The sequence below is a fragment of the Brucella pseudogrignonensis genome, assembly GCF_032190615.1.
GTDB lineage: Bacteria > Pseudomonadota > Alphaproteobacteria > Rhizobiales > Rhizobiaceae > Brucella > Brucella pseudogrignonensis_B.
Genome location: NZ_JAVLAT010000001.1, coordinates 308,305 through 330,589, shown reverse-complemented (window position 1 = coordinate 330,589; position 22,285 = coordinate 308,305). Strand labels below are relative to the sequence as shown.

Here is a 22,285-nt window from a genome sequence, read left to right as displayed (position 1 = left end):
TTAAGAAACCATGACAACAGAACGCTATTTTCTCGGTATCCGTAAATCTGTCACCGGCCAGAAATGGATGGACCGGCTCGGCCCGCGCGAGGCCAATACAGCGCTTGCGATCGCGCAACATCACGGCATTTCCGATCTGGTTTCGCGGGTGTTGGCGGGGCGTGGTGTGAGTGTTGAGGGTGCGCCGGAATTTATTGATCCTAGCCTGCGCAATCTGATGCCCGATCCGGCTATGCTGACCGATATGGATAAAGCCGCAAACCGGATTGCAGATGCCATTATGCGTCGCGAAACCGTTGCGATTTTTGGTGACTATGATGTGGATGGCGCATGTTCATCTGCGTTGATGGCGCGTTTTCTCAAGCATTACGGCATTACGCATTCGATCTACATTCCGGATCGTATTTTTGAGGGTTATGGCCCGAACCCTGATGCTATGCGTGAGCTGGTCGCAAAGGGCGCTTCGCTTATCGTGACGGTCGACTGCGGCACTAACAGCGCGCCATCTATCACCGCTGCAAAAGAAGCGGGCGCTGATGTTGTCGTGCTTGATCACCATCAGGTCGGCGGCGATCTGCCCGACGATGCTGTGGCAATCGTCAATCCGAATCGCGAAGACGATATTTCGCAGCAAGAGCATCTATGTGCCGCGGGCGTTGTTTTTCTGACGCTTGTTCAGGTGACAAAAATTCTGCGGGAGCGGGGCAAAGGGGCAGGGCCTGATCTGCTTTCGCTGCTTGATCTGGTCGCACTTGCAACCGTTTGCGACGTGGTGCCGCTCAAAGGTGTAAACCGCGCGTTTGTGGTTAAAGGTTTGCTCGTTGCGCGTAGCCAGAGCAATGCCGGACTTGCAGCGCTGGGGCGCGTTGCACGTATTGGCGAACCGCTTAATGTTTTCCACCTCGGTTATCTGATTGGCCCGCGTATCAATGCCGGTGGCCGCATTGGTGATGCGGGCTTAGGTGCTCGCTTGTTGACACTGGATGATTCCACTGCCGCTGATCCGATTGCGGTTGAGCTTGACCGGCTCAATCAGGAGCGGCAGGCGATGGAAGCCGAAATGCTGATTGAAGCAGAAGCAGAAGCCTCGCTGGAGCTTTCGGGTGGAGCTGGCGCATCTGTGATCGTGACGGCAAGTCATCGCTGGCATCCGGGTATTGTCGGGCTTCTGGCCTCACGGCTCAAAGAAAAAGCGCGTCGCCCTGCTTTTGCTATCTCATTTAATGCCAACGGTATTGGTTCCGGCTCGGGACGCTCAATTTCCGGGCTTGATCTTGGCAAGCTTGTGCGCGGCGCGATGGAACGCGGATTGCTTGTGAAAGGTGGCGGTCATGCGATGGCTGCTGGTATCACCATTGAGCGTTCCAAGCTTGGCGCGCTGCGGGCATATCTTGAAGAAGAATCGGCTGATACTGTCGCGCGTTTGCGTGAAAATCAGAGTCTTTCGATTGATGGTGCGGTGGCTGCATCAGGTGCAACAGTCGCACTTTACGAATCTTTGCAGAAGGCAGGGCCTTTTGGCTCTGCGCATCCGCAGCCGGTTCTGGCGCTGCCACATCACGTTCTCGCTGATGTACGAACAGTCGGGCGTGATCATGTCCGTGTTGTCTTGCGTGGAGCCGATGGAAAGCGTGTGAATGCGATTGCGTTTCGTGCTGCTGAAGGCGATCTGGGGCGGTTTTTGTTCAATAATATTGGTCAAAGCGTACACATAGTTGGCAATCTGTCGCTCAATCATTGGAACGGCTCTGTCACACCTCAGATACAGATTCTGGATGCGGCTGTGCCTGTTTGAATTTTCTCAACTTTTTTGTCTTCACGCTCTTGTGAAAGTGGGGGGTGAATTCCCATATGATCACGGAATAAAATAATCTGTGATGACTCTATTGGGAGATACTTATGCCGGGTTCCGGAAACCGCCTGACCAAACTGACCGCTGCAATGGTCCTTGGGCTTATCGCCTCTTTTGCCGCTGTCGATTTCGCCGAGGCTCGCCGTGCAGGCGGGGGCGGTTTTGGTAGCCGTGGTGCGCGTACTTATCAGGCGCCAGCACCAACGCGGACTGCACCGAACAATGCAGCGCCTGTTGAGCGTTCGATGACGCCAAATACAGGTGCACAACAGACCAATCGTCCGGGTGCTGCTGCTGGCACGCAAAATGCAGCAGCACGTTCGGGTGGAATGTTCGGCAATTTTGGTCGTTCGATGCTCGGTGGCCTTCTTGTTGGGGGTCTGATTGGCATGCTGCTGGGTAACGGACTTGGCGGAATGGCTGGCATGTTCGGCCTTCTCTTGCAGGTTGCGGTCATCGCTCTGATTGCAATGTTCGTTATGCGCATGATTGCAAATCGTCGTCAGACGGCAGCAGCGGGCGCAGGCAATGCAGGTGCTCAGCCTTTTAATGCTTCGCAGGTCTTTGGTTCTGCAAAGACTGCTGCACCGAAGTCAAACACTGCAAGCCGCACGCCTTCGGTTAATCCGTTTGCCAACAAGCAGGCAGAAGCTCCAGCTGCGCCTGTTGTTGAAGAAGAGCCAATGGATGTGGGTCAGGAAGAGCTTGATCGTTTTGAGCAGATGCTTTCTGAAATCCAGACCGCTTATGGCCGTGAGGATTATGCGGCGCTGCGTAAGCTCGCAACACCGGAAGCCATGTCGTATCTCGCAGAAGAACTCGGCGAAATCGCTTCGAGCGGTATGCGCAATGAAGTGAAGGACGTGAAGTTGCTTCAGGGCGATGTTTCCGAAGCATGGCGCGAAGGCAATGTCGATTATGCGACTGTCGCTATCCGCTACTCGGCAATCGATGTTATGCTTGATCGCAACACGGGTGCGGTCGTTGAAGGCAACCCGGATGAGCCAGTGGAAAGCGTCGAAGTCTGGACGTTTACCCGCGTTGACGGTGGTGATTGGTTGCTTGCAGCCATTCAGGGCACTGAATAATAGAAAAAAGCCCGGTCGCGAGACCGGGCTTTATTTTTACCAGCTGCCGATGTTTTCGGCAGAAGCCCAAGGCTCCTGCGGAGCCAGACGCTCACCCTTCTGGATCAGTTCAATTGAAATGCCATCTGGTGATTTGATAAATGCCATGTGACCGTCGCGCGGCGGACGGTTGATGGTAACACCTGCGTCTTTCAGCTTCTGACAGGCTTCGTAGATATTATCGACCGCATAGGCGAGATGACCGAAATTACGGCCACCCGTATAGGTTTCAGGATCCCAGTTATAGGTTAGTTCCAGCTCTGGAGCGCGTTCTGCCGTGGCTTTTTCCTTGTCCGCTGGAGCTGCAAGGAAAATAAGTGTGAAGCGGCCTTTTTCATTTTCCGTACGCCGCATTTCTTCGAGGCCGAACTTGTTCACATAAAAGTCCAGCGATTCATCAATATCGCGAACGCGAACCATGGTGTGCAGATAGCGCATTGTCTTCTCCTGTTTTGCAGATAGGCGGGTCACAAACTCAACGCTTTCCCGAAAGAATGGTTCAGTACGTTTCTCGTGCCCCCTTGAAAGAGCTGTTAACGTGGATAAGTGGCCAGCATAAAAACGCAAGTAACAAGTTGTCGAATGCCCGCGCTGCGTTATGTTTTCGGCAGGCCGTTTTTGTTTGAGAAATTTAGGAATTAACGATGAGCGCATAAAGCCTGTGGTCATCTTCAATTGAACAAAAGATAGGGCTTGCCGCCTACGGTTAAGGAAGTGTTATTCTTTGGGCAAGAATCACGTCAGAATCGCAACGGAACAAAAGAGGAGGGACGAGCGCATGGCAGACAAATCTGTGTCAAATGACCAGTTTCGCAGTCAGGCCTCCTCAGAAGAGATTGGCGAACTCGTTGAACTCTCGGGCCATATCAAATGGTTCGACGTTGCAAAAGGCTACGGCTTTATCGTTCCAGATCAGCCGGGCTTTACTGATGTTATGCTTCACGTCACAACATTGCGCCGCGATGGCTTTCAGACAGCGCTTGAAGGCGCTCGGATTGTTTGTGAAGTGCGCAATGGTGATCGTGGTATGCAATGCTTCCGCGTTCTTTCCATGGATACATCGACAGCCGTGCATCCTGCACAAATGCCGCCGCAGCGCACGCATGTGACTGTGACGCCATCGAGCGGTCTGGAACGTGTGATCGTTAAATGGTTCAACCGCACCAAAGGTTTTGGCTTTTTGACGCGCGGAGAGGGTACTGAAGATATTTTCATCCATATGGAAACGCTGCGTCGTTTCGGAATGATGGAATTGCGTCCCGGTCAGGTCGTCCTGATCCGCTTTGGCGACGGTGACAAAGGCTTGATGGCTGCCGAAATCCATCCGGATATTGGAACAGCGATTCCTTTCTCTCACTGATCTTACAGCCTTTCACGATGTAACAAGGCTGTGAGTGGCTCTTGTGATGCCACCACCTCATTGATATTGTGCCCAGCTCAATTCCATCATTGTTCATTTCCTGACATTCGGGGATGAGCGCCAAGATGCAGGGCAAGAGCACTTCATGGGCCGCATTCTTTTCGCATTCGCTTTTCTGTTCTTTGCGGCTTCTGCACAGGCGCAGGAAACCAAACCCATGCTGCTGCCTTTGGATAAAGAGCCACTGACTTTCGTTACCTCCGGCGGTAAAGCATCTTTTGCATTGGAAATTGCTGACACTGATGAAGCGCGTATGCGTGGATTAATGTGGCGCACTGACTTCCCAAAAGATCGGGCAATGCTTTTTGTTTTTGGCCAGATGCGCGATGTGATGATGTGGATGCAGAACACGCCATCGCCGCTTGATATGGTGTTTCTCGACGATACCGGCCATGTATCCGCGATCCACGAAAACGCAGTTCCTTTTTCGGAAGACATTATTTCTTCGCAGGGGCCGGCGGCCTATGTGGTTGAACTTCTGGCCGGGACTGTTAAACGGACCGGTATCAAGCGTGGTGACAGGGCAATCCATAAAGCGATCTGCGGCGACTGCCGTAACTAGCTCTCTCATAAAACCCGCATCTGAAATTCAAAAGGAATAAAAATTGAGCGCGCTCGACATCGAATATTTCGAACATGATGGTTTGCGTCTGGCTTATCGTCAGGATGGCGAGGGCGACCCGATCCTGCTTATTCATGGTTTTGCGTCGTCAAGTCTGGTTAACTGGGTGTCGCCGGGCTGGTTTCGCACGCTGACCGAAGCTGGTTATCGCGTGATCGCGATTGATAATCGTGGCCACGGCTTTTCTGCCAAAAGTCATGATGCCGCTGATTATACGCCAAGTGCTATGGCGGGTGATGCTGCTGCGTTGCTTGATCATCTTGGCATCGAAAAAGCGCATGTCATGGGTTATTCGATGGGCGCGCGTATCACCGCGTTTTTAGCCATTGAGCATCCTGAGCGTGTGCATAGCGCCGTTTTCGGTGGCCTCGGTATAGGTATGGTTACGGGTGCTGGCGATTGGGAACCAATTGGTGAGGCGCTTCTTGCGGAAGATCCATCGACCATTACGCATCCGCGTGGATTGATGTTCCGTAAATTTGCTGATCAGACCAAGAGTGATCGTATTGCGCTTGCAGCTTGTGTCATCACCTCGAAGGAACTGGTTTCGCCCGAGGCAATTGCGCGCATCATGCAGCCTGTTCTTGTCGCCGTTGGCACGACTGACGATATAGCGGGCAGTGCGCAGGAACTGGCCGATATGCTGCCAAATGGACAGGCGCTTGACATACCTGATCGTGATCACATGTTGGCGGTAGGTGATAAGGTCTATAAGAAAGGCGTTCTGGCGTTTCTCGAAGAGAACCGTCTCTGAGTTTCGACCAAAGCATCAACGAGATTTACGCAGTGTCAACGCGCAGCATTTTGAGATATGTTAACGGCTGAACGCGCATTGCGGTGCAGGTATAGAGCAACGGGAGTGCTCAGTGCCTGCGATAAGCAAAATTGGAGTATGCATAATGTCCGTTCGTTCGAACGCAAAATTGTCCCCGTCGCTGGGGCAGGTAGATCCGATTTGGCATTCCATCCGCGCTGAAGCGGAGGAAGCTGCCAAGAATGATCCCGTGCTTGGAACGTTCCTTTACGCGACGATACTCAACCAGACGACGTTGGAAGATGCGGTTATGCATCGCATCGCAGAACGTCTTGGACATGCTGACTTAAGCGCTGATATTTTGCGTCAGACATTTGATGCGATGTTCGAGGCAACTCCTGATTGGTCGCATATCGTACGGGTAGATATTCAGGCTTTTTATGATCGCGATCCGGCCTATAGCCGTTTCATGGATCCCATTCTTTATTTGAAGGGATTCCACGCCATCCAGACGCATCGTCTGGCGCATTGGCTTTATAAGGAAGGCCGAAAAGACTTTGCTTATTATCTGCAAAGCCGGTCATCATCAATTTTCCAGACCGACATTCATCCTGCCGCACAATTTGGCAGCGGACTTTTCCTTGATCATGCGACCGGGCTTGTGGTTGGTGAGACAGCTGTCATCGAAGACAATGTGTCGATTCTGCACGGCGTGACACTCGGTGGTACAGGTAAGGCCAGCGGTGATCGACATCCAAAGATTCGCCACGGCGTTCTGATTGGTGCTGGCGCGAAGATTCTTGGCAATATCGAAGTTGGTCACTGCTCCAAGATTGCCGCCGGTTCCGTAGTACTCAAGCCAGTGCCGAACAATGCGACGGTTGCGGGTGTTCCAGCCAAAGTTGTCGGTGAGAGTGGGTGTTCTGAGCCGTCTCGCGTGATGGACCAGATGCTCAGCGAAGCTGCGTTTGGCGAACATATGTATGGCGAAGGCATATAGGCCTATTCGTTCCATAATATCATAAAACTGACTGCTTCTGGCTTTTTAACCAGAGCGGACTATATGTCTGAAAAGCTATTCCAACTAACGGTGCATGCGTTCATTCGCGCGTGCGTTAGTGCTTTACATCAAACAATGCCGGGTGCATTACACCGGCCTTAAGTCAATATCAGGAGAAGCCGGTTGAAACCCGAAGAACTCAAAAAACTCGACGCATATTTCAAGCGGACTTTTAACAATCCTGGCCTTCAGATTAAGGCGCGTCCACGTAAGGACGATTCCGCTGAAGTCTATCTGGATGATGAGTTCCTGGGTCTTGTCTATAAGGATGAAGACGAAGGCGAACTCTCCTATAATTTCTCGATGGCTATTCTCGACGTCGATCTCTGAGATTTTTTGCAATTAGATTAGACGCCCTTTCTGCCTTGCAGAGAGGGCGTTTTTTATTGAGATTCGCATTCCGTTCTTGGGATAAATAGCGCATTCTGTTGGGAAATATCGCAATGGAGGGAAGCTGATGCCAATCTACGTGTATAACGGCCACAAGCCGGAGTTTGCAGACCGTGCAAGTAATTGGATTGCGCCGGACGCAACGCTGATTGGTAAAGTTCTCGTTGGTGAGAATGCTGGCTTCTGGTTTGGTTCCGTTCTGCGCGGCGACAATGAACCGATTACGGTTGGCGCGAATACCAATGTGCAGGAACATACCATTATGCACACCGATATTGGATTTCCTCTGAGCATTGGCGAAGGTTGTACAATTGGCCATCGTGCGATTCTGCACGGCTGCACTATTGGCAATAATACGCTGATCGGGATGGGGGCAATTATTCTGAACGGTGCGAAGATCGGTAATAATTGCCTTATCGGTGCGGGTGCACTTGTGACCGAAGGCAAAGAATTTCCAGATAACTCGCTGATTGTTGGTTCGCCAGCGCGCGTTATTCGGGAGCTTGACTTTGCGGCAGTCGAAAAACTGAAGCTATCTGCAAAGCATTATGTTGAAAAAGGCCAGTCTTTTATGCGTGGTCTGGAACCGGCATAAAAAAAAGAAGGGGAATGACACCCTTCCTTTTTTAAAGAGGTATTTAGCTAGATCAGTTGCGAATGCTGCTGACGAAAGTATCGCGACCATCTTTAATGGAAACCCATACGCCGGTGTTCGTTGTCGACTGGCGTTTGAGGTAGGTGTAATCGGTGTCATTCCAGAGCCGCACACGCTGATCCATATTGTCGAGAATGAAATCGCCGCGGTCTGTGCGAATCGTCAGAACCGCATGGCCTTCACCATTTGGCTGGCGCACAACGGTCATGAGTAATGTGTTCGCCGGAATACCGAGCGCAATCAGTTCGCGGCGCTTGAGTAGCATATAGTCATCGCAATCACCGGCAGTCGTTGGGTATTCCCAATATTCTTCGTGGCCCCAGACTTCCATGTCAGTGCGCGGAGCGATTCGTTCGTTGATACTGGCGTTGATCGTGATGATTTCCTGCCAGACTTGCTGATTGAGCGTCAGTGGCGCGCTATTCTTACTTGATATGCTGCATTCAGCAGGATGACGCTCACAAAATTCATAGTGGCCAATCGGCTGCGACGTGCGTTCGCCGGTCGGCATCCAATGCGATTTGGACGCGGGGTTTGCAGCTTGTGCAAAGGCAGTTCCCAGCATCAGCATCAGGACTGCGATGATTGTCTGCTTTGTCATTCTTTTGTCTCCCTGTTGGAAACAAGAATGCGTGCAAGACTTTGAGAGTGGGAAAATTCAGAAGCGAAAATGCGAATCTAATTTGAATAAAACTGAACTGAACGCAGCAAGGTTTTGTTCAGAAATAGCGCATTTCAGCTAATATTAGCGTGATTTATGGCCTTTTGATGCCCAAAAGGGCCTGAAGTGCTATTTGCGAATCCGTAACCTTAGTGCGCGTTTACCTTTTGATTTGCGACAGTTCAGGCTTTGCCGCCGGTGATCACGCGCAGCTGTGGCATATTACGGCTCGGCACAGGCGTTGCCCAGCGTTGCCGTCCGCTGGTCGCGGTCATCGTGATAGCAGAGGACTTATGCTCCTCTTGTGCGACAAGCAGATCAGGAGCCAGCGGTTCGATTCGGTTGAGATTGCCGAGCACGATTGGATCAGCTCCCGCCCATGCGATATCATTCAGTACAGAAATGCTGCCAAGCAGGTTTAGTCTGCCATCATCGCTGATTGAGAGCGGCGCCAGCAACATTTCAAATGACAGACTGCGCCCCGAAAGACTAATGCCGTCATTGTGGCTCAAGGCTGGAACCAGAAATTCATTGATGTTTCGCGTCAACTCATGAAGGGCAGGACGATTCCGCTCTGGCCAGAGACCAAGAAAATGCGTCGTTTTAAGTTCACGCCCGAACAAGGTACAGATTCGTGTGCCTGCGAGACGAAAGATCAGCTGCCCTGTTTCATCTTCTTCCAGAAAGAACAGATCAGACAAATGCCGTCCGAGTTTGCGTGGCTGAATAGATTCGCGTGAGGGCGCTTGAAGGCTACCGCTCTGGCTGAGTGCCAGTCGCTGCCATTCGCTAAAAATTGCGATCGTGCTGCGGTTTTTCATCTTGCGCTGCTTATTGCTCGTCTGGGTTTGCGGGCTTTGCCCATCGCTCAGCGCATTAAAATAGTATTAACGACAGGGACGCCAGCTTAACCCTTTCTTCATCCACGAGGGATGTCTGTTAAGGTTAACAGGAAGTAATGGTTGCAAAGAATCTATGATAACGCTTTGATGGGCTATCAGAAGAAGTCATTGTCTTGGCTGACTTTTTCCTGATCTCCAGATTCCGTCTCGCAATGCTTCAACATTTGCGACAAGGCCGTACGGTTCAATCCGGCGGCCTTTATTTTTAACGAATTGTCACTTATCTAGAATCATTATTCGGAAGATTTTTAGCTGGAAAGCGGCGGTTCATGAGCATACCTCAGCCTGATATGCGGGAAAATTCGCACTCCTCTCGTGGAGGAGAGCCGATATTCAACATACCAGGCGTCGTGCTGGCATTGATGGCCATTTGCGCTGGCGTTTATATCTATCAGAACTATATTATCAGCGAGCAGCAGAACTATGCCTTCATGCTGAACTTCGCACTCATTCCTGCGCGGTTCTCATTGGCGGGTGGTTTCACTGACCCCGCAGCCCTGTTCACGCTCATCAGCTATTCCTTCATGCACGGTGGTTTGGCGCATATAGCAGTGAATATGATCTGGTTTGCGGCTTTCGGTTCTCCCCTTGCAGGCCGTATCGGCACCGGACGGATGATTATCTTCTGGATTCTTACTTCTGTGGTCGCCGGATTGACGCATTATGCGATTTATCCTGAGAGCGTGACGCCGCTTGTCGGTGCCTCGGGTGCTATTTCGGGCATGATGGGTGCTGCTGCGCGTTACGGCTTTCGACGAGTAAGTCATGGACGCAAATCAGAATTTGCAGGGCCCGTTTTGCCGATTGGTCTCACATTGACCTTGAAGCCTGTGTTGACCTTTGTTGGCGTTTGGTTCCTGATCAATATTGTCACGGGGCTTTATTCGACAGGCGGTGAGGATCTCTCGGGAATCGCATGGGAAGCGCATATCGGCGGATTCGTTGCAGGTTTTTTCGGCATTGCTTTGCTGGATAAGCCACGCAGTTACGACGCTGTTATCCGTCGCAGAAGTTAATTCTTCCTATTTCGCACGCTTGCAAAGCAGAGCATCAAAGCGCACCATTATGGGAGCGCAGCTGGAGGAGCTGCGTCAGAATCATGCAGCGCTGCTGCTGATTGGATTGCTGAACCTTGGGAGGGACTTTGGCATGACTGTTAGATCGATTCTTGAAACCAAGGGCAGGGAAGTCGTTGTCATCAGGCCTGATGATACGCTTGCACACGCCATTGCCATTCTTGCCCAATATAAAATCGGTGCAATTGTTGCCTGCGACGCGGAAGGCCATATCAAGGGCATTCTTTCCGAGCGCGACGTGGTTCGTGCAATGGCGACGATGGATGCGGAAATATGGAAGCGTCCAGTTTCGGACTTTATGACGGCACAAGTGCAGGTATGCCGCGAGCATCACACGATCAATCAGGTGATGGAAATTATGACGAATAACCGCTTCCGTCATATGCCGGTTGAAGAAAACGGTAAACTCGCGGGAATCATCTCAATCGGTGACGTCGTCAAACGGCGTATAGAGGATGTTGAGCAAGAAGCGGAAGATATTCGCAGCTATATCGCAACCGCTTAATTCATAATCTGGAGCGTGAAAAACGCTCCAGATATTATATTTTTTCGATTCGTCAGGCAGAGCGACGGGTGCGCAGGTAGCGCTCGGCTGCATAAAGTGAAATTGCAGCGGCGTTCGAGACGTTGAGCGATTTGATTTCGCCCGGCATGTCGAGACGTGCCAGTGCCGTGACTGTTTCGCGGGTTTTCTGGCGAAGGCCTTTGCCTTCTGCGCCCAGAACAAGGGCAACCCGATCACTGTTCAGCGTCGCTTCCATTTCATTTGGTCCTTCAGAATCAAGACCAATCGTCATGAAGCCAAGGGAATGAAGCTCTTCGATTGCATCTGCAAGATTACGCACTTCGATATGCGGAATTATTTCCAGTGCACCGGATGCCGCTTTCGCCAAAACACCGCTTTCTTGCGGGCTGTGGCGGCTTGTTGTGATGATTGCGCCCGCGCCAAAGGCGACAGCGGAACGGATGATTGCGCCAACATTATGTGGATCGGTAACCTGATCAAGCACAAGAAGAAGTGGGCTGTCTTTCAGTTCAGAGAGCTTTTTATGACGAAGCGGTTCTGCTTCAATCATAACGCCCTGATGCACGGCATCTGAACCTGTTTCCTTGTCGATCTCTTTTGGTTCGACGATTTCAACAGGGAAGGGCTGATTTTCAGCTTCGCCAATTTCGAGGCGAGCGAAGCCATTGCGTGTGGCGCGCATGCGCAAAATCTTACGCGCGGGATTCTCTACTGCTGCGCGTACGGTATGCAGGCCGTAAAGACGGACTGTTCCATCGCTTATGCGACCAGCAGGAATCGGTGCGCGTTGCGGTCTGTGCGGCGCTTTGCCCTCAGATGCGGCTTTCTGGTCGCGATGTTCGCGACGCAGGCGTGCATAGTGAGAATCTTTTGGAGTGTGGGAAGAGTTTTTATCGTTCATGAGGCGCTTATATCCTGTCCACAACAGGGAAGATAGCATGTGCGATTTTATTTAAGACAAGAAATAATTGTTTGCTAAGGGCGTGAAATCCCTGTTTCGTGCGGTTCTCGGGCGTCTTCTATCGATCAATATGTGCAAGCTGTGGAAAGTTCTGCATTCTTTTCACTTTTACCCTGTTGACAGGAGCGACGCATATCGGCATAAGCCCCCTCGCAGAACGACGGTACGGCCCAAACGGGCAGCCAGACATTCTGTACAAAATGCCTAGTTACTCGACTCTGCTGATAGTGATATTAGGAGGAATGCCCGAGCGGTTAAAGGGGACGGACTGTAAATCCGTTGGCTAAGCCTACGTTGGTTCAAATCCAACTTCCTCCACCACTGTCGGATCAGGGTTTAGAGTATGCGGGTATAGCTCAATGGTAGAGCAGCAGCCTTCCAAGCTGAATACACGGGTTCGATTCCCGTTACCCGCTCCAGTTTTTGTGAGCGGATAGGCGTAAGGTATCATCGACGGGCGGTTCGCCGTTCCGTTTTGGCATAAATGTCGGCGCGAATGTCTATAGAGGCTTTTGCGCGGGCGCTCGAGCGGTTCTAGAACAAAGAGAACAACGGCGATGGCAAAAAGCAAGTTTGAACGTAATAAACCACACGTAAACATCGGCACCATTGGTCACGTTGACCATGGCAAGACCTCGCTGACTGCAGCGATCACCAAGTTCTTTGGTGAATTCAAGGCGTACGACCAGATCGATGCTGCACCAGAAGAACGCGCTCGTGGTATCACCATTTCGACAGCACACGTTGAATATGAAACCCCTGCACGTCACTACGCACACGTCGACTGCCCAGGCCACGCTGACTATGTTAAGAACATGATCACCGGTGCTGCTCAGATGGACGGCGCGATCCTCGTTGTTTCGGCAGCAGACGGCCCAATGCCACAGACCCGTGAGCACATCCTGCTTGCTCGTCAGGTTGGCGTTCCTGCGATCGTTGTGTTCCTGAACAAGTGCGATCAGGTTGACGATGCTGAACTTCTTGAACTTGTAGAACTCGAAGTTCGTGAACTTCTCTCGAAGTACGACTTCCCAGGCGACGAAGTGCCAATCATCAAGGGTTCGGCTCTTGCAGCTCTCGAAGATTCCTCGAAGGAACTCGGCGAAGACGCAATTCGCAACCTGATGGACGCTGTTGACACCTACATCCCAACGCCAGAACGTCCTGTTGATCAGCCGTTCCTGATGCCAATCGAAGACGTGTTCTCGATTTCGGGTCGTGGTACTGTTGTTACCGGTCGCGTTGAGCGCGGTATCATCAAGGTTGGCGAAGAAGTTGAAATCGTCGGCATCAAGGCAACTGGCAAGACGACTGTTACCGGCGTTGAAATGTTCCGCAAGCTGCTCGATCAGGGCCAGGCTGGCGACAACATCGGCGCACTGGTTCGCGGCGTTGGTCGTGAAGACGTTGAGCGTGGTCAGGTTCTCTGCAAGCCAGGTTCGGTTAAGCCACACACCAAGTTCAAGGCAGAAGCATACATTCTAACCAAGGACGAAGGTGGCCGTCATACACCATTCTTCACCAACTACCGTCCACAGTTCTACTTCCGTACAACTGACGTTACCGGTGTTGTTACCCTGCCAGAAGGCGTGGAAATGGTTATGCCAGGCGACAACGTAACCGTTGACGTAACGCTGATCGTACCGATTGCGATGGAAGACAAGCTTCGCTTCGCTATCCGTGAAGGTGGCCGTACCGTTGGTGCAGGCATCGTCGCTTCGATCATCGAGTAAAGAATTTGACTGGCGGTTATGCCGCCGGTCTGGCATCTTGAATGCCAAATAGGGGTATAGCTCAGTTGGTAGAGCGACGGTCTCCAAAACCGTAGGTCGCGGGTTCGAACCCTGCTGCCCCTGCCATTTAACGGGTACTCATGGGTTGACTGTGAGTGCTCGTTTTTTGTATTTTAATGCTGCGTTTTCGCTGACTGATCTGAAGGGCGCTTTTGCTTAGAGCTGCTAAGTCAGATATCGATAACTTTCCGCCGACTTGATGATCGGGCAGGGGAGGTCGCTGTGGTGCGATTGAATGGTGCTACAAGCGATGTTCGTATGGATCGGATTTCCGATAAGCCTGTATGGTATTCTTTTAACTATTGGGCTTGTTTTTTTTGGGAATCGATTCTATGTAACGTCAACAGACACGCGGTGCGTGGGGCTGAATCTTCGGCTTTGCGTACCGTATACGCGTGGGTTCCTGTTTTTGATTCGTGTTTCAGCTTCAAAAATGGCGGTTCACCAAGCAAGTAGAGTGACAGATGGCATCTAAGACGAATCCGATCACCTTTTTTCAGCAGGTTCGCGCCGAGACGGCGAAAGTGACCTGGCCGACACGGCGTGAAACGATCATCTCCACAATCATGGTTGTGGTTATGGCTTTTTTGGCTGCTACATTCTTTTTTCTTGCCGATCAGCTTATGGCCTATGGCGTAGAATTTATACTTGGCCTTGGCCGCTAAGCAGGATTGGGGAGTTTTGAGATGACAGCGCGCTGGTACATCGTTCACGCCTATTCCAACTTCGAAAAGAAGGTGGCTGAGGATATCGAGCTGAAAGCTGCCCAGAAGGGTCTCTCCGGTCTCATTGAGCAGATCGTTGTGCCGACCGAAAAGGTTGTTGAAGTTCGTCGCGGCCGTAAGGTTGATGCTGAGCGCAAATTCTTTCCGGGTTATGTTCTGGTGCGGGCGACGCTGACCGATGCTGTGTTTTCGCTGATTAAGAATACGCCACGTGTTACTGGTTTTCTTGGTGATTCAAAGCCGGTCCCTGTTTCGCAGAAAGAGGTCGATCTGATCTTGAATCAGGTTCAGGATGGTGCTGAGCGTCCTAAGACGTCGGTCACCTTCGAGATCGGTGAAAATGTTCGCGTTTCCGATGGTCCGTTTGCGTCGTTTAATGGTATCGTTCAGGAAGTTGACGAAGAGCGTGCGCGCCTCAAGGTTGAAGTTTCCATCTTCGGGCGTGCGACGCCTGTGGATCTTGAATATAGTCAGGTCGATAAGGTCTGATTGTTACCCGCAAGGGTTTTCGTCGTAAGTGACGAAAAATGGTGGGAGGATAGGCGGCTTAGCCGGTTGCCGATTTCGCACCACCGAGCTGCCAGTCAGTTTTAACTGACGTCAGTCGAGAGCCGGGTTTCCGGCATTAATCGAGAACGCTGGATTCCCAGCATTTATATGAAGGCAGAATGCAATGGCTAAGAAAATTGCAGGCCAGTTGAAGCTGCAGGTTGCAGCGGCTTCGGCCACACCATCGCCTCCGATTGGTCCAGCTTTGGGTCAGCGCGGCATCAATATCATGGAATTCTGTAAGGCATTCAATGCTGCCACGCAGGAAATGGAAAAAGGTTCGCCTGTTCCAGTCGTGATTACATATTATCAGGACAAGTCTTTCACTTTTGTGATGAAGACGCCTCCTGTGACCTACTTCCTTAAGAAGGCTGCGAACCTCAAGTCCGGTTCGAAGGCGCCTGGCAAGGAAAAGGCTGGTACGATTGCGCGCGAAAAGGTTCGCGAAATCGCTTTGGCTAAGATGAAAGATCTGAACGCATCTGACGTTGAAGCAGCTATGCGTATGGTCGAAGGTTCTGCCCGTTCGATGGGCCTGGAAGTGGTGGGCTAAGACGATGGCAAAGATTTCCAAGCGTGTAGCTAAAATCCGCGAAGGCATTGACGTCAACAAGCTTTACGACCTGTCCGATGCAATCGGCCTCGTTAAGGAGCGCGCTGTTGCAAAGTTCGATGAAACTATCGAAATCGCTATGAATCTTGGCGTTGACCCACGTCATGCGGACCAGATGGTTCGTGGCGTTGTCAACCTTCCAAACGGCACTGGCCGTACCGTTCGCGTTGCAGTTTTTGCACGCGGCGACAAGGCTGAAGAAGCTAAGAAGGCTGGCGCTGATATCGTTGGTGCAGAAGACCTGTTTGAAATCGTTAATGGCGGCAAGATCGAATTCGATCGCTGCATTGCGACACCAGACATGATGCCACTCGTTGGTCGTCTTGGTAAGGTTCTCGGCCCACGCGGCATGATGCCAAACCCTAAGGTCGGTACTGTGACTGTTGACGTAGCAGCTGCTGTTACCGCTTCTAAGGGCGGCGCAGTTGAGTTCCGCGTCGAAAAGGCTGGTATCATCCACGCTGGCATTGGCAAAGTTTCCTTCGACGATCAGAAGCTCGAAGAAAACATCAAAGCTTTTGCTGATGCGGTCATCAAGGCGAAGCCTTCGGCTGCGAAGGGCGAATACGTTAAGCGCGTATCCATCTCTTCGAGCATGGGCGTTGGCGTTAAGGTCGACCCGGCTACCGTTAAGGTCGTCGCTTAATTTTTGGGCTCCGGTTTGCCGGAGCCTTTACCTCTCCTGAGGGGAGGTTGGTCGCGCTACCGGACTGTGCAAGCAGTCGAATGTGCACAAATTCCGGATCGCAAGATCCGGATAGCCGGACGAAAGTCCGGTTATCCTGTCCGAGATTGCAGGCGGATAATTACCTTCGGTGGTTGTCCTTAAACATATGGCCTGCATGAGACGTGGAATAACCCTGTTTCGCACGAAAGTGCATGCGAGGTTTGAACCGTAGTTGCCTTTGAGTGTAGTCCGCTTTGCGGGTGAAGCTGAAGGGGACAGGATCCTCGAACGTCAGATGCGCCGTAAGGCAAATCTGGCAAAGGCAACCCGACAGGGCCAAACTGGTCCTGTCTACTGGAGAGACACAGTGGATAGAGCGGAAAAACGCGAATTTGTCGCGTGGCTGAACGGCGCTTTCAAAGAGTCCGGTTCGGTCGTCGTGGCCCACTATACCGGTCTCACTGTTGCGCAGATGAGCGATCTTCGTTCCAAGATGCGTGACGCTGGTGGCACCGTTAAAGTCGCGAAAAACCGCCTTGCCAAAATCGCTCTTCAGGGCACGGAATCGGAAGGCATTTCAGACCTATTCGTAGGTCAGACGGTCGTTGCATATGCAGACGATCCGATTGCTGCACCGAAAGTAGCCGTCGAGTTCGCTAAGACTAACGACAAGCTCGTTATTCTTGGTGGTTCAATGGGCGCAACAACACTTAACGCCGATGGCGTAAAGTCGCTTGCTTCGCTCCCATCGCTCGACGAACTGCGCGCAAAGCTGGTTGGAATGATCCAAACCCCAGCTCAGCGTCTTGCAGTACTTACCAGCGCTCCAGCGGGCCAGATCGCTCGCGTTATTGGTGCGCACGCCCGGAAGAACGAGGCGGCTTAAGGCCGTTTCTCATTTCAAACAGTTCAAACCTTAAACTAAGGAAATACCAAAATGGCTGATCTCGCAAAGATCGTTGAAGACCTTTCGGCTCTGACAGTTCTCGAAGCTGCTGAGCTTTCGAAGCTTCTCGAAGAAAAGTGGGGCGTTTCTGCTGCTGCTCCTGTAGCTGTTGCTGCTGCTGCTGGCGCACCAGCTGCTGCTGCTGAAGAAAAGACCGAGTTTGACGTTGTTCTCGCAGACGGCGGCGCAAACAAGATCAACGTGATCAAGGAAGTTCGCGCGATCACTGGTCTCGGCCTCAAGGAAGCTAAGGACCTCGTTGAAGCAGCTCCTAAGGCTGTCAAGGAAGGCGCTTCCAAGGACGAAGCTGAAAAGATCAAGGCACAGCTCGAAGCAGCTGGTGCTAAGGTTGAACTTAAGTAAGTTCTTTATTCTGGCGGACGGAAACGTCCGCCAGTTTAATCCTTATTAAACTCTGGGCTTGCATCTGGAGTAAATGCATGAAAAGAAACGAAAAGCGCGGAAATAGGTTCTCTTTATGCAAATCATAGTCAGAGCGATTTTGGTTACTACGTTCTGATCTTTTTGAACCCTTTTTCTGATGGCCTCGGCTGAGGCTTTCAGGAAACGGGTTTAGCCCGTTAGGGCGCCACGTGTCGAAAACGACACGTAAAGGTCGCCCTGATACTAGAGATTACGCATGATCCTTTCTTCAAATTCAAAAGATTTGAAGGGGCATGCGTTAGAAGGACCGCCGAAAGGCGGCGCACGATAAAGGCCGCAAGGCGTGAGCAAGCCGCAAGGCTATAGAACGAGGAGCGACGATGGCTCAGACCCATTCTTTCAATGGTCGCAAGCGCGTACGCAAATTTTTCGGTAAGATTCCCGAGGTCGCGGAAATGCCTAACCTCATTGAGGTTCAGAAGGCATCCTACGACCAGTTTCTCATGGTTGAGGAACCAGCTGGTGGGCGTTCTGACGAGGGTTTGCAGGCCGTTTTCAAGTCTGTTTTCCCTATTCAGGATTTCTCCGGCTCTTCAATGCTTGAATTCGTTCGCTACGAATTCGATGCACCAAAATTCGACGTTGACGAATGCCGTCAGCGCGATTTGACGTATTCGGCACCTCTCAAGGTGACGCTGCGTCTGATCGTGTTCGATATTGATGAAGATACCGGTGCGAAGTCCATCAAGGACATCAAGGAGCAGGACGTTTACATGGGCGATATGCCGCTCATGACAGACAACGGCACCTTTATCGTCAACGGTACGGAACGTGTTATCGTTTCGCAGATGCACCGTTCACCTGGTGTGTTCTTCGATCACGACAAGGGTAAGACGCACTCCTCGGGCAAGCTTTTGTTTGCTGCTCGCGTTATTCCTTATCGCGGTTCGTGGCTTGACATCGAGTTCGATGCCAAGGACGTGGTCTATGCGCGTATCGATCGTCGTCGTAAGCTTCCTGCTACGACGTTGCTGATGGCGCTTGGCATGGACGGCGAAGAAATTCTGTCGACGTTCTATAACACTGTCACCTATTCGCGTGACGGTGATAATTGGCGCATTCCTTATTCGGTTGAACGCTTCAAGGGCATGAAGATCATTTCTGATCTTATCGATGCTGACACAGGTGAAGTTGTTCTCGAAGCAGGTAAGAAGCTGACCGCTCGCTCTGCGAAGCAGCTTGCTGAAAAGGGCCTGAAGTTCATCAAGGCAACTGAAGACGATCTCTTTGGTGCGTATCTTGCTGAAGATACTGTCAATTACGCAACGGGTGAGATTTATCTCGAAGCCGGTGACGAAATTGACGAGAAGGTTCTTAAGACGCTTCTCGACACAGGCGTAGAGGAGATTAATGTACTCGATATTGATCATGTCAATATTGGTGCATATATCCGTAACACACTAGCAGTCGACAAGAATGAAAGCCGTCAGGAAGCTCTTTTCGATATTTATCGTGTGATGCGTCCAGGTGAGCCGCCGACAATGGACTCGGCTGAGGCTATGTTCAACTCGCTGTTCTTCGATTCTGAACGCTACGACCTCTCAGCTGTTGGTCGCGTGAAGATGAACATGCGTCTTGACCTCGATGCAGAAGACACCGTGCGCGTTCTGCGCAAGGAAGACATTCTTGCCGTCGTCAAGATGCTGGTTGAACTGCGTGATGGTCGCGGCGAAATCGACGATATCGATAACCTCGGTAACCGTCGTGTACGTTCGGTCGGCGAGCTGATGGAAAATCAGTATCGCGTCGGTCTCCTGCGTATGGAACGTGCGATCAAGGAACGTATGTCCTCGATCGAAATCGACACGGTCATGCCGCAGGATCTGATCAACGCGAAGCCTGCTGCTGCGGCTGTACGTGAATTCTTCGGTTCTTCGCAGCTGTCGCAGTTCATGGATCAGACCAACCCGCTTTCGGAAATCACCCATAAGCGCCGTCTTTCGGCTCTTGGACCTGGTGGTTTGACCCGTGAGCGCGCTGGCTTCGAAGTCCGCGACGTGCATCCAACGCATTATGGCCGTATCTGCCCGATTGAAACGCCGGAAGGCCCGAATATCGGTCTGATCAACTCGCTCGCAACCTTTGCCCGCGTCAACAAGTATGGCTTCATCGAAAGCCCATACCGTAAAGTTGTCGATGGCAAGGTAACGCTCGACGTTGTCTATCTTTCGGCTATGGAAGAAGCAAAGCACTCGGTTGCTCAGGCAAACGTAGAGCTGGATGCAAATGGCAGCTTCGTTGACGAATTCGTCATCTGCCGTCATGCAGGCGAAGTGATGATGACCCCGCGTGAAAACGTGGATCTGATGGACGTTTCGCCAAAGCAGCTCGTTTCGGTTGCAGCAGCGCTTATTCCATTCCTTGAAAACGACGATGCGAACCGCGCTCTCATGGGCTCGAACATGCAGCGTCAGGCTGTTCCACTCGTCCGTGCAGAAGCACCGTTCGTTGGAACAGGTATGGAAGCAGTTGTTGCGCGTGACTCCGGTGCCGCTATTGCCGCTCGTCGCGGTGGTATCGTCGATCAGGTTGACGCAACGCGTATCGTTATCCGCGCGACTGAAGACCTCGATCCGTCGAAGTCTGGCGTTGATATCTATCGTCTGCAGAAGTTCCAGCGTTCGAACCAGTCGACCTGTATCAACCAGCGTCCGCTCGTACGCGTTGGTGATCCAATCGGTAAGGGCGACATCATTGCTGATGGTCCGTCAACCGATCTTGGTGATCTGGCTCTTGGCCGTAACGTGCTCGTCGCGTTCATGCCATGGAACGGCTACAACTACGAAGATTCGATCCTTCTTTCTGAAAAGATCGTTTCGGAAGACGTCTTCACTTCGATCCATATCGAAGAATTTGAAGTCGCGGCTCGCGATACGAAGCTTGGACCTGAGGAAATCACTCGCGATATTCCGAATGTTTCGGAAGAAGCGCTGAAGAACCTCGACGAAGCTGGTATTGTCTACATCGGTGCGGAAGTCCATCCTGGCGACATTCTTGTCGGCAAGATCACACCGAAGGGCGAAAGCCCAATGACGCCGGAAGAAAAGCTTCTGCGCGCCATCTTCGGTGAAAAGGCTTCTGACGTTCGTGATACCTCAATGCGTATGCCTCCGGGAACATACGGTACAATCGTTGAAGTTCGTGTATTCAACCGCCACGGCGTTGAAAAAGACGAACGTGCAATGGCGATTGAGCGCGAAGAGATCGAACGTCTTGCGAAGGATCGCGACGACGAGCAGGCTATTCTCGACCGTAACGTTTACGGCCGTCTCGTTGATATGATCGACGGTAAGGTTGCTGCTGCAGGCCCTAAGGGCTTCAAGAAGGGCACGACCATTACGCGTGATCTGATCACCGAATATCCGCGTTCGCAGTGGTGGCAGTTCGCTGTCGAAGACGAAAAGCATCAGGGCGAACTTGAAGCTCTGCGTGGCCAGTACGACGAATCCAAGAAGCTGCTCGAAGCTCGCTTCATGGATAAGGTTGAAAAGGTACAGCGCGGCGACGAGATGCCTCCAGGCGTCATGAAGATGGTTAAGGTCTTTGTTGCTGTTAAGCGCAAGATCCAACCAGGCGACAAGATGGCTGGCCGTCACGGCAACAAAGGTGTGGTTTCCCGCATTCTGCCTGTAGAAGACATGCCGTTCCTCGAAGACGGTACGCATGCTGATATCGTGTTGAACCCGCTTGGTGTTCCAAGCCGTATGAATGTGGGCCAGATTCTGGAAACACATCTTGGCTGGGCATGCGCAGGCATGGGTAAGAAGATCGGTGAGCTGATCGACGTTTATCGCAAGACGGCAAATATTCAGCCGCTGCGCGATACTCTGGAGCACATCTATCCGGACAACGACCGCAATGAACCTGTCCGTTCGTATGACGACGATTCCGTCCTCATGCTGGCAAATCAGGTGAAGCGCGGCGTATCGATCGCAACGCCGGTATTCGACGGTGCGGTTGAAGCTGACATCAATGCGATGTTGACAGATGCAGGTCTTGCGACCTCGGGTCAGTCGACACTGTATGATGGACGTACGGGTGAGCCGTTCGACCGTCAGGTGACAATGGGCTACATTTACATGCTCAAGCTTCACCATCTGGTTGACGACAAGATCCACGCTCGTTCTATCGGACCTTACTCGCTCGTCACCCAGCAGCCGCTTGGTGGTAAGGCGCAGTTCGGTGGTCAGCGCTTCGGTGAAATGGAGGTCTGGGCTCTGGAAGCATATGGTGCGGCTTACACGCTGCAGGAAATGCTTACAGTCAAGTCCGACGACGTTGCAGGCCGTACCAAGGTCTACGAAGCCATCGTTCGTGGCGACGATACGTTTGAAGCCGGTATTCCGGAAAGCTTCAACGTTCTCGTTAAGGAAATGCGTTCGCTCGGTCTCAATGTTGAGTTGGACGATACACGTGACGAGCAGCCGGCACTTCCGGACGCGGCGGAATAAAAAGTATCAAGGCGCGCCATGGTTCTGCCGTGGCGCGCCCGTAAGGTGTTTCCAGCAAAAGCGTAAAGCGATTTGTGTGAACGAAATGCCA

At 51.8% G+C, this 22,285-nt stretch carries 22 protein-coding genes and 3 tRNA genes; 21 read left to right on the top strand and 4 right to left on the bottom strand.

What is annotated here, in order from left to right; translation table 11 throughout:
* Positions 1-10: 10 nt before the first annotated feature.
* Entirely contained in the window at positions 11-1,795 is a 1,785-nt protein-coding gene (gene recJ, locus RI570_RS01670) for a single-stranded-DNA-specific exonuclease RecJ (protein ID WP_313826648.1), read from the top strand.
* A gap of 104 nt (positions 1,796-1,899) precedes the next feature.
* Positions 1,900-2,940, top strand: a complete 1,041-nt coding sequence (locus RI570_RS01665; protein WP_313826647.1) for a Tim44 domain-containing protein — start codon at positions 1,900-1,902, stop codon at positions 2,938-2,940.
* A gap of 36 nt (positions 2,941-2,976) precedes the next feature.
* Here the strand turns inward: RI570_RS01665 and gloA are convergent, their stop codons facing one another.
* The gene (gene gloA / locus RI570_RS01660) at positions 2,977-3,417 is read right to left on the bottom strand and encodes a lactoylglutathione lyase (protein ID WP_313826646.1); all 441 of its coding nucleotides are present in this window, start codon (positions 3,415-3,417) and stop codon (positions 2,977-2,979) included.
* A 340-nt stretch (positions 3,418-3,757) separates the two neighbouring features.
* Between gloA and RI570_RS01655 the strand changes: the two genes are divergently transcribed.
* The 6 genes from RI570_RS01655 (at position 3,758) to RI570_RS01630 (ending at position 7,820) form a co-directional block, all read left to right on the top strand.
* The gene (locus tag RI570_RS01655; RefSeq protein WP_313826645.1) at positions 3,758-4,339 is read left to right on the top strand and encodes a cold-shock protein; all 582 of its coding nucleotides are present in this window, start codon (positions 3,758-3,760) and stop codon (positions 4,337-4,339) included.
* A gap of 145 nt (positions 4,340-4,484) precedes the next feature.
* Positions 4,485-4,961, top strand: coding sequence for a DUF192 domain-containing protein (locus RI570_RS01650; RefSeq protein ID WP_313826644.1), 477 nt, complete (start codon positions 4,485-4,487; stop codon positions 4,959-4,961).
* A gap of 43 nt (positions 4,962-5,004) precedes the next feature.
* The gene (locus RI570_RS01645) at positions 5,005-5,775 is read left to right on the top strand and encodes an alpha/beta hydrolase (protein WP_313826643.1); all 771 of its coding nucleotides are present in this window, start codon (positions 5,005-5,007) and stop codon (positions 5,773-5,775) included.
* Positions 5,776-5,920: 145 nt separating this feature from the next.
* Positions 5,921-6,775, top strand: a complete 855-nt coding sequence (cysE, locus tag RI570_RS01640; RefSeq protein WP_313826642.1) for a serine O-acetyltransferase — start codon at positions 5,921-5,923, stop codon at positions 6,773-6,775.
* 183 nt (positions 6,776-6,958) lie between these two features.
* Positions 6,959-7,165: a DUF3126 family protein gene (locus RI570_RS01635; RefSeq protein WP_095446832.1), complete on the top strand. Its 207-nt coding sequence runs from the start codon at positions 6,959-6,961 to the stop codon at positions 7,163-7,165.
* 127 nt (positions 7,166-7,292) lie between these two features.
* On the top strand, positions 7,293-7,820 hold the full coding sequence (locus RI570_RS01630; RefSeq protein ID WP_250044590.1) for a gamma carbonic anhydrase family protein: 528 nt from the start codon (positions 7,293-7,295) through the stop codon (positions 7,818-7,820).
* A gap of 52 nt (positions 7,821-7,872) precedes the next feature.
* Here RI570_RS01630 and RI570_RS01625 read toward each other — a convergent pair whose 3' ends face one another.
* Together RI570_RS01625 and RI570_RS01620 are read right to left on the bottom strand one after the other, a co-directional pair.
* On the bottom strand, positions 7,873-8,481 hold the full coding sequence (locus tag RI570_RS01625; protein ID WP_313826641.1) for a transglutaminase-like cysteine peptidase: 609 nt from the start codon (positions 8,479-8,481) through the stop codon (positions 7,873-7,875).
* A 242-nt stretch (positions 8,482-8,723) separates the two neighbouring features.
* Positions 8,724-9,362 carry a PAS domain-containing protein gene (locus tag RI570_RS01620; protein ID WP_313826640.1) on the bottom strand — a complete coding sequence of 213 codons (639 nt, stop codon included), beginning with the start codon at positions 9,360-9,362 and terminating at the stop codon, positions 8,724-8,726.
* A gap of 350 nt (positions 9,363-9,712) precedes the next feature.
* Between RI570_RS01620 and RI570_RS01615 the strand changes: the two genes are divergently transcribed.
* Together RI570_RS01615 and RI570_RS01610 are read left to right on the top strand one after the other, a co-directional pair.
* The gene (locus tag RI570_RS01615) at positions 9,713-10,459 is read left to right on the top strand and encodes a rhomboid family intramembrane serine protease (protein ID WP_313826639.1); all 747 of its coding nucleotides are present in this window, start codon (positions 9,713-9,715) and stop codon (positions 10,457-10,459) included.
* A 133-nt stretch (positions 10,460-10,592) separates the two neighbouring features.
* Positions 10,593-11,024, top strand: a complete 432-nt coding sequence (locus tag RI570_RS01610; protein WP_313826638.1) for a CBS domain-containing protein — start codon at positions 10,593-10,595, stop codon at positions 11,022-11,024.
* A gap of 52 nt (positions 11,025-11,076) precedes the next feature.
* Here RI570_RS01610 and rlmB read toward each other — a convergent pair whose 3' ends face one another.
* Positions 11,077-11,946, bottom strand: coding sequence for a 23S rRNA (guanosine(2251)-2'-O)-methyltransferase RlmB (gene rlmB / locus RI570_RS01605; protein ID WP_313826637.1), 870 nt, complete (start codon positions 11,944-11,946; stop codon positions 11,077-11,079).
* A gap of 296 nt (positions 11,947-12,242) precedes the next feature.
* On the opposite strand from rlmB, the gene RI570_RS01600 reads away from it, so the two are divergent.
* The 11 genes from RI570_RS01600 (at position 12,243) to rpoB (ending at position 22,194) form a co-directional block, all read left to right on the top strand.
* Positions 12,243-12,327, top strand: a tRNA-Tyr gene (locus RI570_RS01600).
* A 24-nt stretch (positions 12,328-12,351) separates the two neighbouring features.
* Positions 12,352-12,425: transfer RNA gene (locus RI570_RS01595), tRNA-Gly, on the top strand.
* 138 nt (positions 12,426-12,563) lie between these two features.
* Complete coding sequence (gene tuf, locus RI570_RS01590; RefSeq protein ID WP_310009957.1) at positions 12,564-13,739, top strand: elongation factor Tu; 1,176 nt, start codon at positions 12,564-12,566, stop codon at positions 13,737-13,739.
* Positions 13,740-13,789: 50 nt separating this feature from the next.
* Positions 13,790-13,865, top strand: a tRNA-Trp gene (locus RI570_RS01585).
* A gap of 398 nt (positions 13,866-14,263) precedes the next feature.
* On the top strand, positions 14,264-14,464 hold the full coding sequence (gene secE / locus RI570_RS01580; protein WP_094577505.1) for a preprotein translocase subunit SecE: 201 nt from the start codon (positions 14,264-14,266) through the stop codon (positions 14,462-14,464).
* A 21-nt stretch (positions 14,465-14,485) separates the two neighbouring features.
* The gene (gene nusG, locus RI570_RS01575; protein WP_313826636.1) at positions 14,486-15,013 is read left to right on the top strand and encodes a transcription termination/antitermination protein NusG; all 528 of its coding nucleotides are present in this window, start codon (positions 14,486-14,488) and stop codon (positions 15,011-15,013) included.
* A gap of 184 nt (positions 15,014-15,197) precedes the next feature.
* Entirely contained in the window at positions 15,198-15,626 is a 429-nt protein-coding gene (gene rplK / locus RI570_RS01570) for a 50S ribosomal protein L11 (RefSeq protein WP_313826635.1), read from the top strand.
* A gap of 4 nt (positions 15,627-15,630) precedes the next feature.
* Entirely contained in the window at positions 15,631-16,332 is a 702-nt protein-coding gene (gene rplA, locus RI570_RS01565) for a 50S ribosomal protein L1 (RefSeq protein WP_313826634.1), read from the top strand.
* Positions 16,333-16,720: 388 nt separating this feature from the next.
* Complete coding sequence (rplJ, locus tag RI570_RS01560; RefSeq protein WP_250044736.1) at positions 16,721-17,239, top strand: 50S ribosomal protein L10; 519 nt, start codon at positions 16,721-16,723, stop codon at positions 17,237-17,239.
* Positions 17,240-17,290: 51 nt separating this feature from the next.
* Positions 17,291-17,662 (top strand): 50S ribosomal protein L7/L12, encoded by a 372-nt coding sequence (rplL, locus tag RI570_RS01555; RefSeq protein ID WP_250044721.1) that lies wholly within the window; start codon positions 17,291-17,293, stop codon positions 17,660-17,662.
* Between the two features lie 401 nt (positions 17,663-18,063).
* On the top strand, positions 18,064-22,194 hold the full coding sequence (gene rpoB / locus RI570_RS01550) for a DNA-directed RNA polymerase subunit beta (RefSeq protein ID WP_313826633.1): 4,131 nt from the start codon (positions 18,064-18,066) through the stop codon (positions 22,192-22,194).
* Positions 22,195-22,285 lie beyond the last annotated feature (91 nt).

Coding starts and splice junctions, on each gene's coding strand:
- recJ (WP_313826648.1), top strand. CDS start 11: ATGACAACAGAACGCTATTTTCTCGGTATCCGTAAATCTGTCACCGGC.
- RI570_RS01665 (WP_313826647.1), top strand. CDS start 1,900: ATGCCGGGTTCCGGAAACCGCCTGACCAAACTGACCGCTGCAATGGTC.
- gloA (WP_313826646.1), bottom strand. CDS start 3,417: ATGCGCTATCTGCACACCATGGTTCGCGTTCGCGATATTGATGAATCG.
- RI570_RS01655 (WP_313826645.1), top strand. CDS start 3,758: ATGGCAGACAAATCTGTGTCAAATGACCAGTTTCGCAGTCAGGCCTCC.
- RI570_RS01650 (WP_313826644.1), top strand. CDS start 4,485: ATGGGCCGCATTCTTTTCGCATTCGCTTTTCTGTTCTTTGCGGCTTCT.
- cysE (WP_313826642.1), top strand. CDS start 5,921: ATGTCCGTTCGTTCGAACGCAAAATTGTCCCCGTCGCTGGGGCAGGTA.
- RI570_RS01630 (WP_250044590.1), top strand. CDS start 7,293: ATGCCAATCTACGTGTATAACGGCCACAAGCCGGAGTTTGCAGACCGT.
- RI570_RS01625 (WP_313826641.1), bottom strand. CDS start 8,481: ATGACAAAGCAGACAATCATCGCAGTCCTGATGCTGATGCTGGGAACT.
- RI570_RS01620 (WP_313826640.1), bottom strand. CDS start 9,362: ATGAAAAACCGCAGCACGATCGCAATTTTTAGCGAATGGCAGCGACTG.
- RI570_RS01615 (WP_313826639.1), top strand. CDS start 9,713: ATGAGCATACCTCAGCCTGATATGCGGGAAAATTCGCACTCCTCTCGT.
- RI570_RS01610 (WP_313826638.1), top strand. CDS start 10,593: ATGACTGTTAGATCGATTCTTGAAACCAAGGGCAGGGAAGTCGTTGTC.
- rlmB (WP_313826637.1), bottom strand. CDS start 11,946: ATGAACGATAAAAACTCTTCCCACACTCCAAAAGATTCTCACTATGCA.
- tuf (WP_310009957.1), top strand. CDS start 12,564: ATGGCAAAAAGCAAGTTTGAACGTAATAAACCACACGTAAACATCGGC.
- secE (WP_094577505.1), top strand. CDS start 14,264: ATGGCATCTAAGACGAATCCGATCACCTTTTTTCAGCAGGTTCGCGCC.
- nusG (WP_313826636.1), top strand. CDS start 14,486: ATGACAGCGCGCTGGTACATCGTTCACGCCTATTCCAACTTCGAAAAG.
- rplK (WP_313826635.1), top strand. CDS start 15,198: ATGGCTAAGAAAATTGCAGGCCAGTTGAAGCTGCAGGTTGCAGCGGCT.
- rplA (WP_313826634.1), top strand. CDS start 15,631: ATGGCAAAGATTTCCAAGCGTGTAGCTAAAATCCGCGAAGGCATTGAC.
- rplL (WP_250044721.1), top strand. CDS start 17,291: ATGGCTGATCTCGCAAAGATCGTTGAAGACCTTTCGGCTCTGACAGTT.
- rpoB (WP_313826633.1), top strand. CDS start 18,064: ATGGCTCAGACCCATTCTTTCAATGGTCGCAAGCGCGTACGCAAATTT.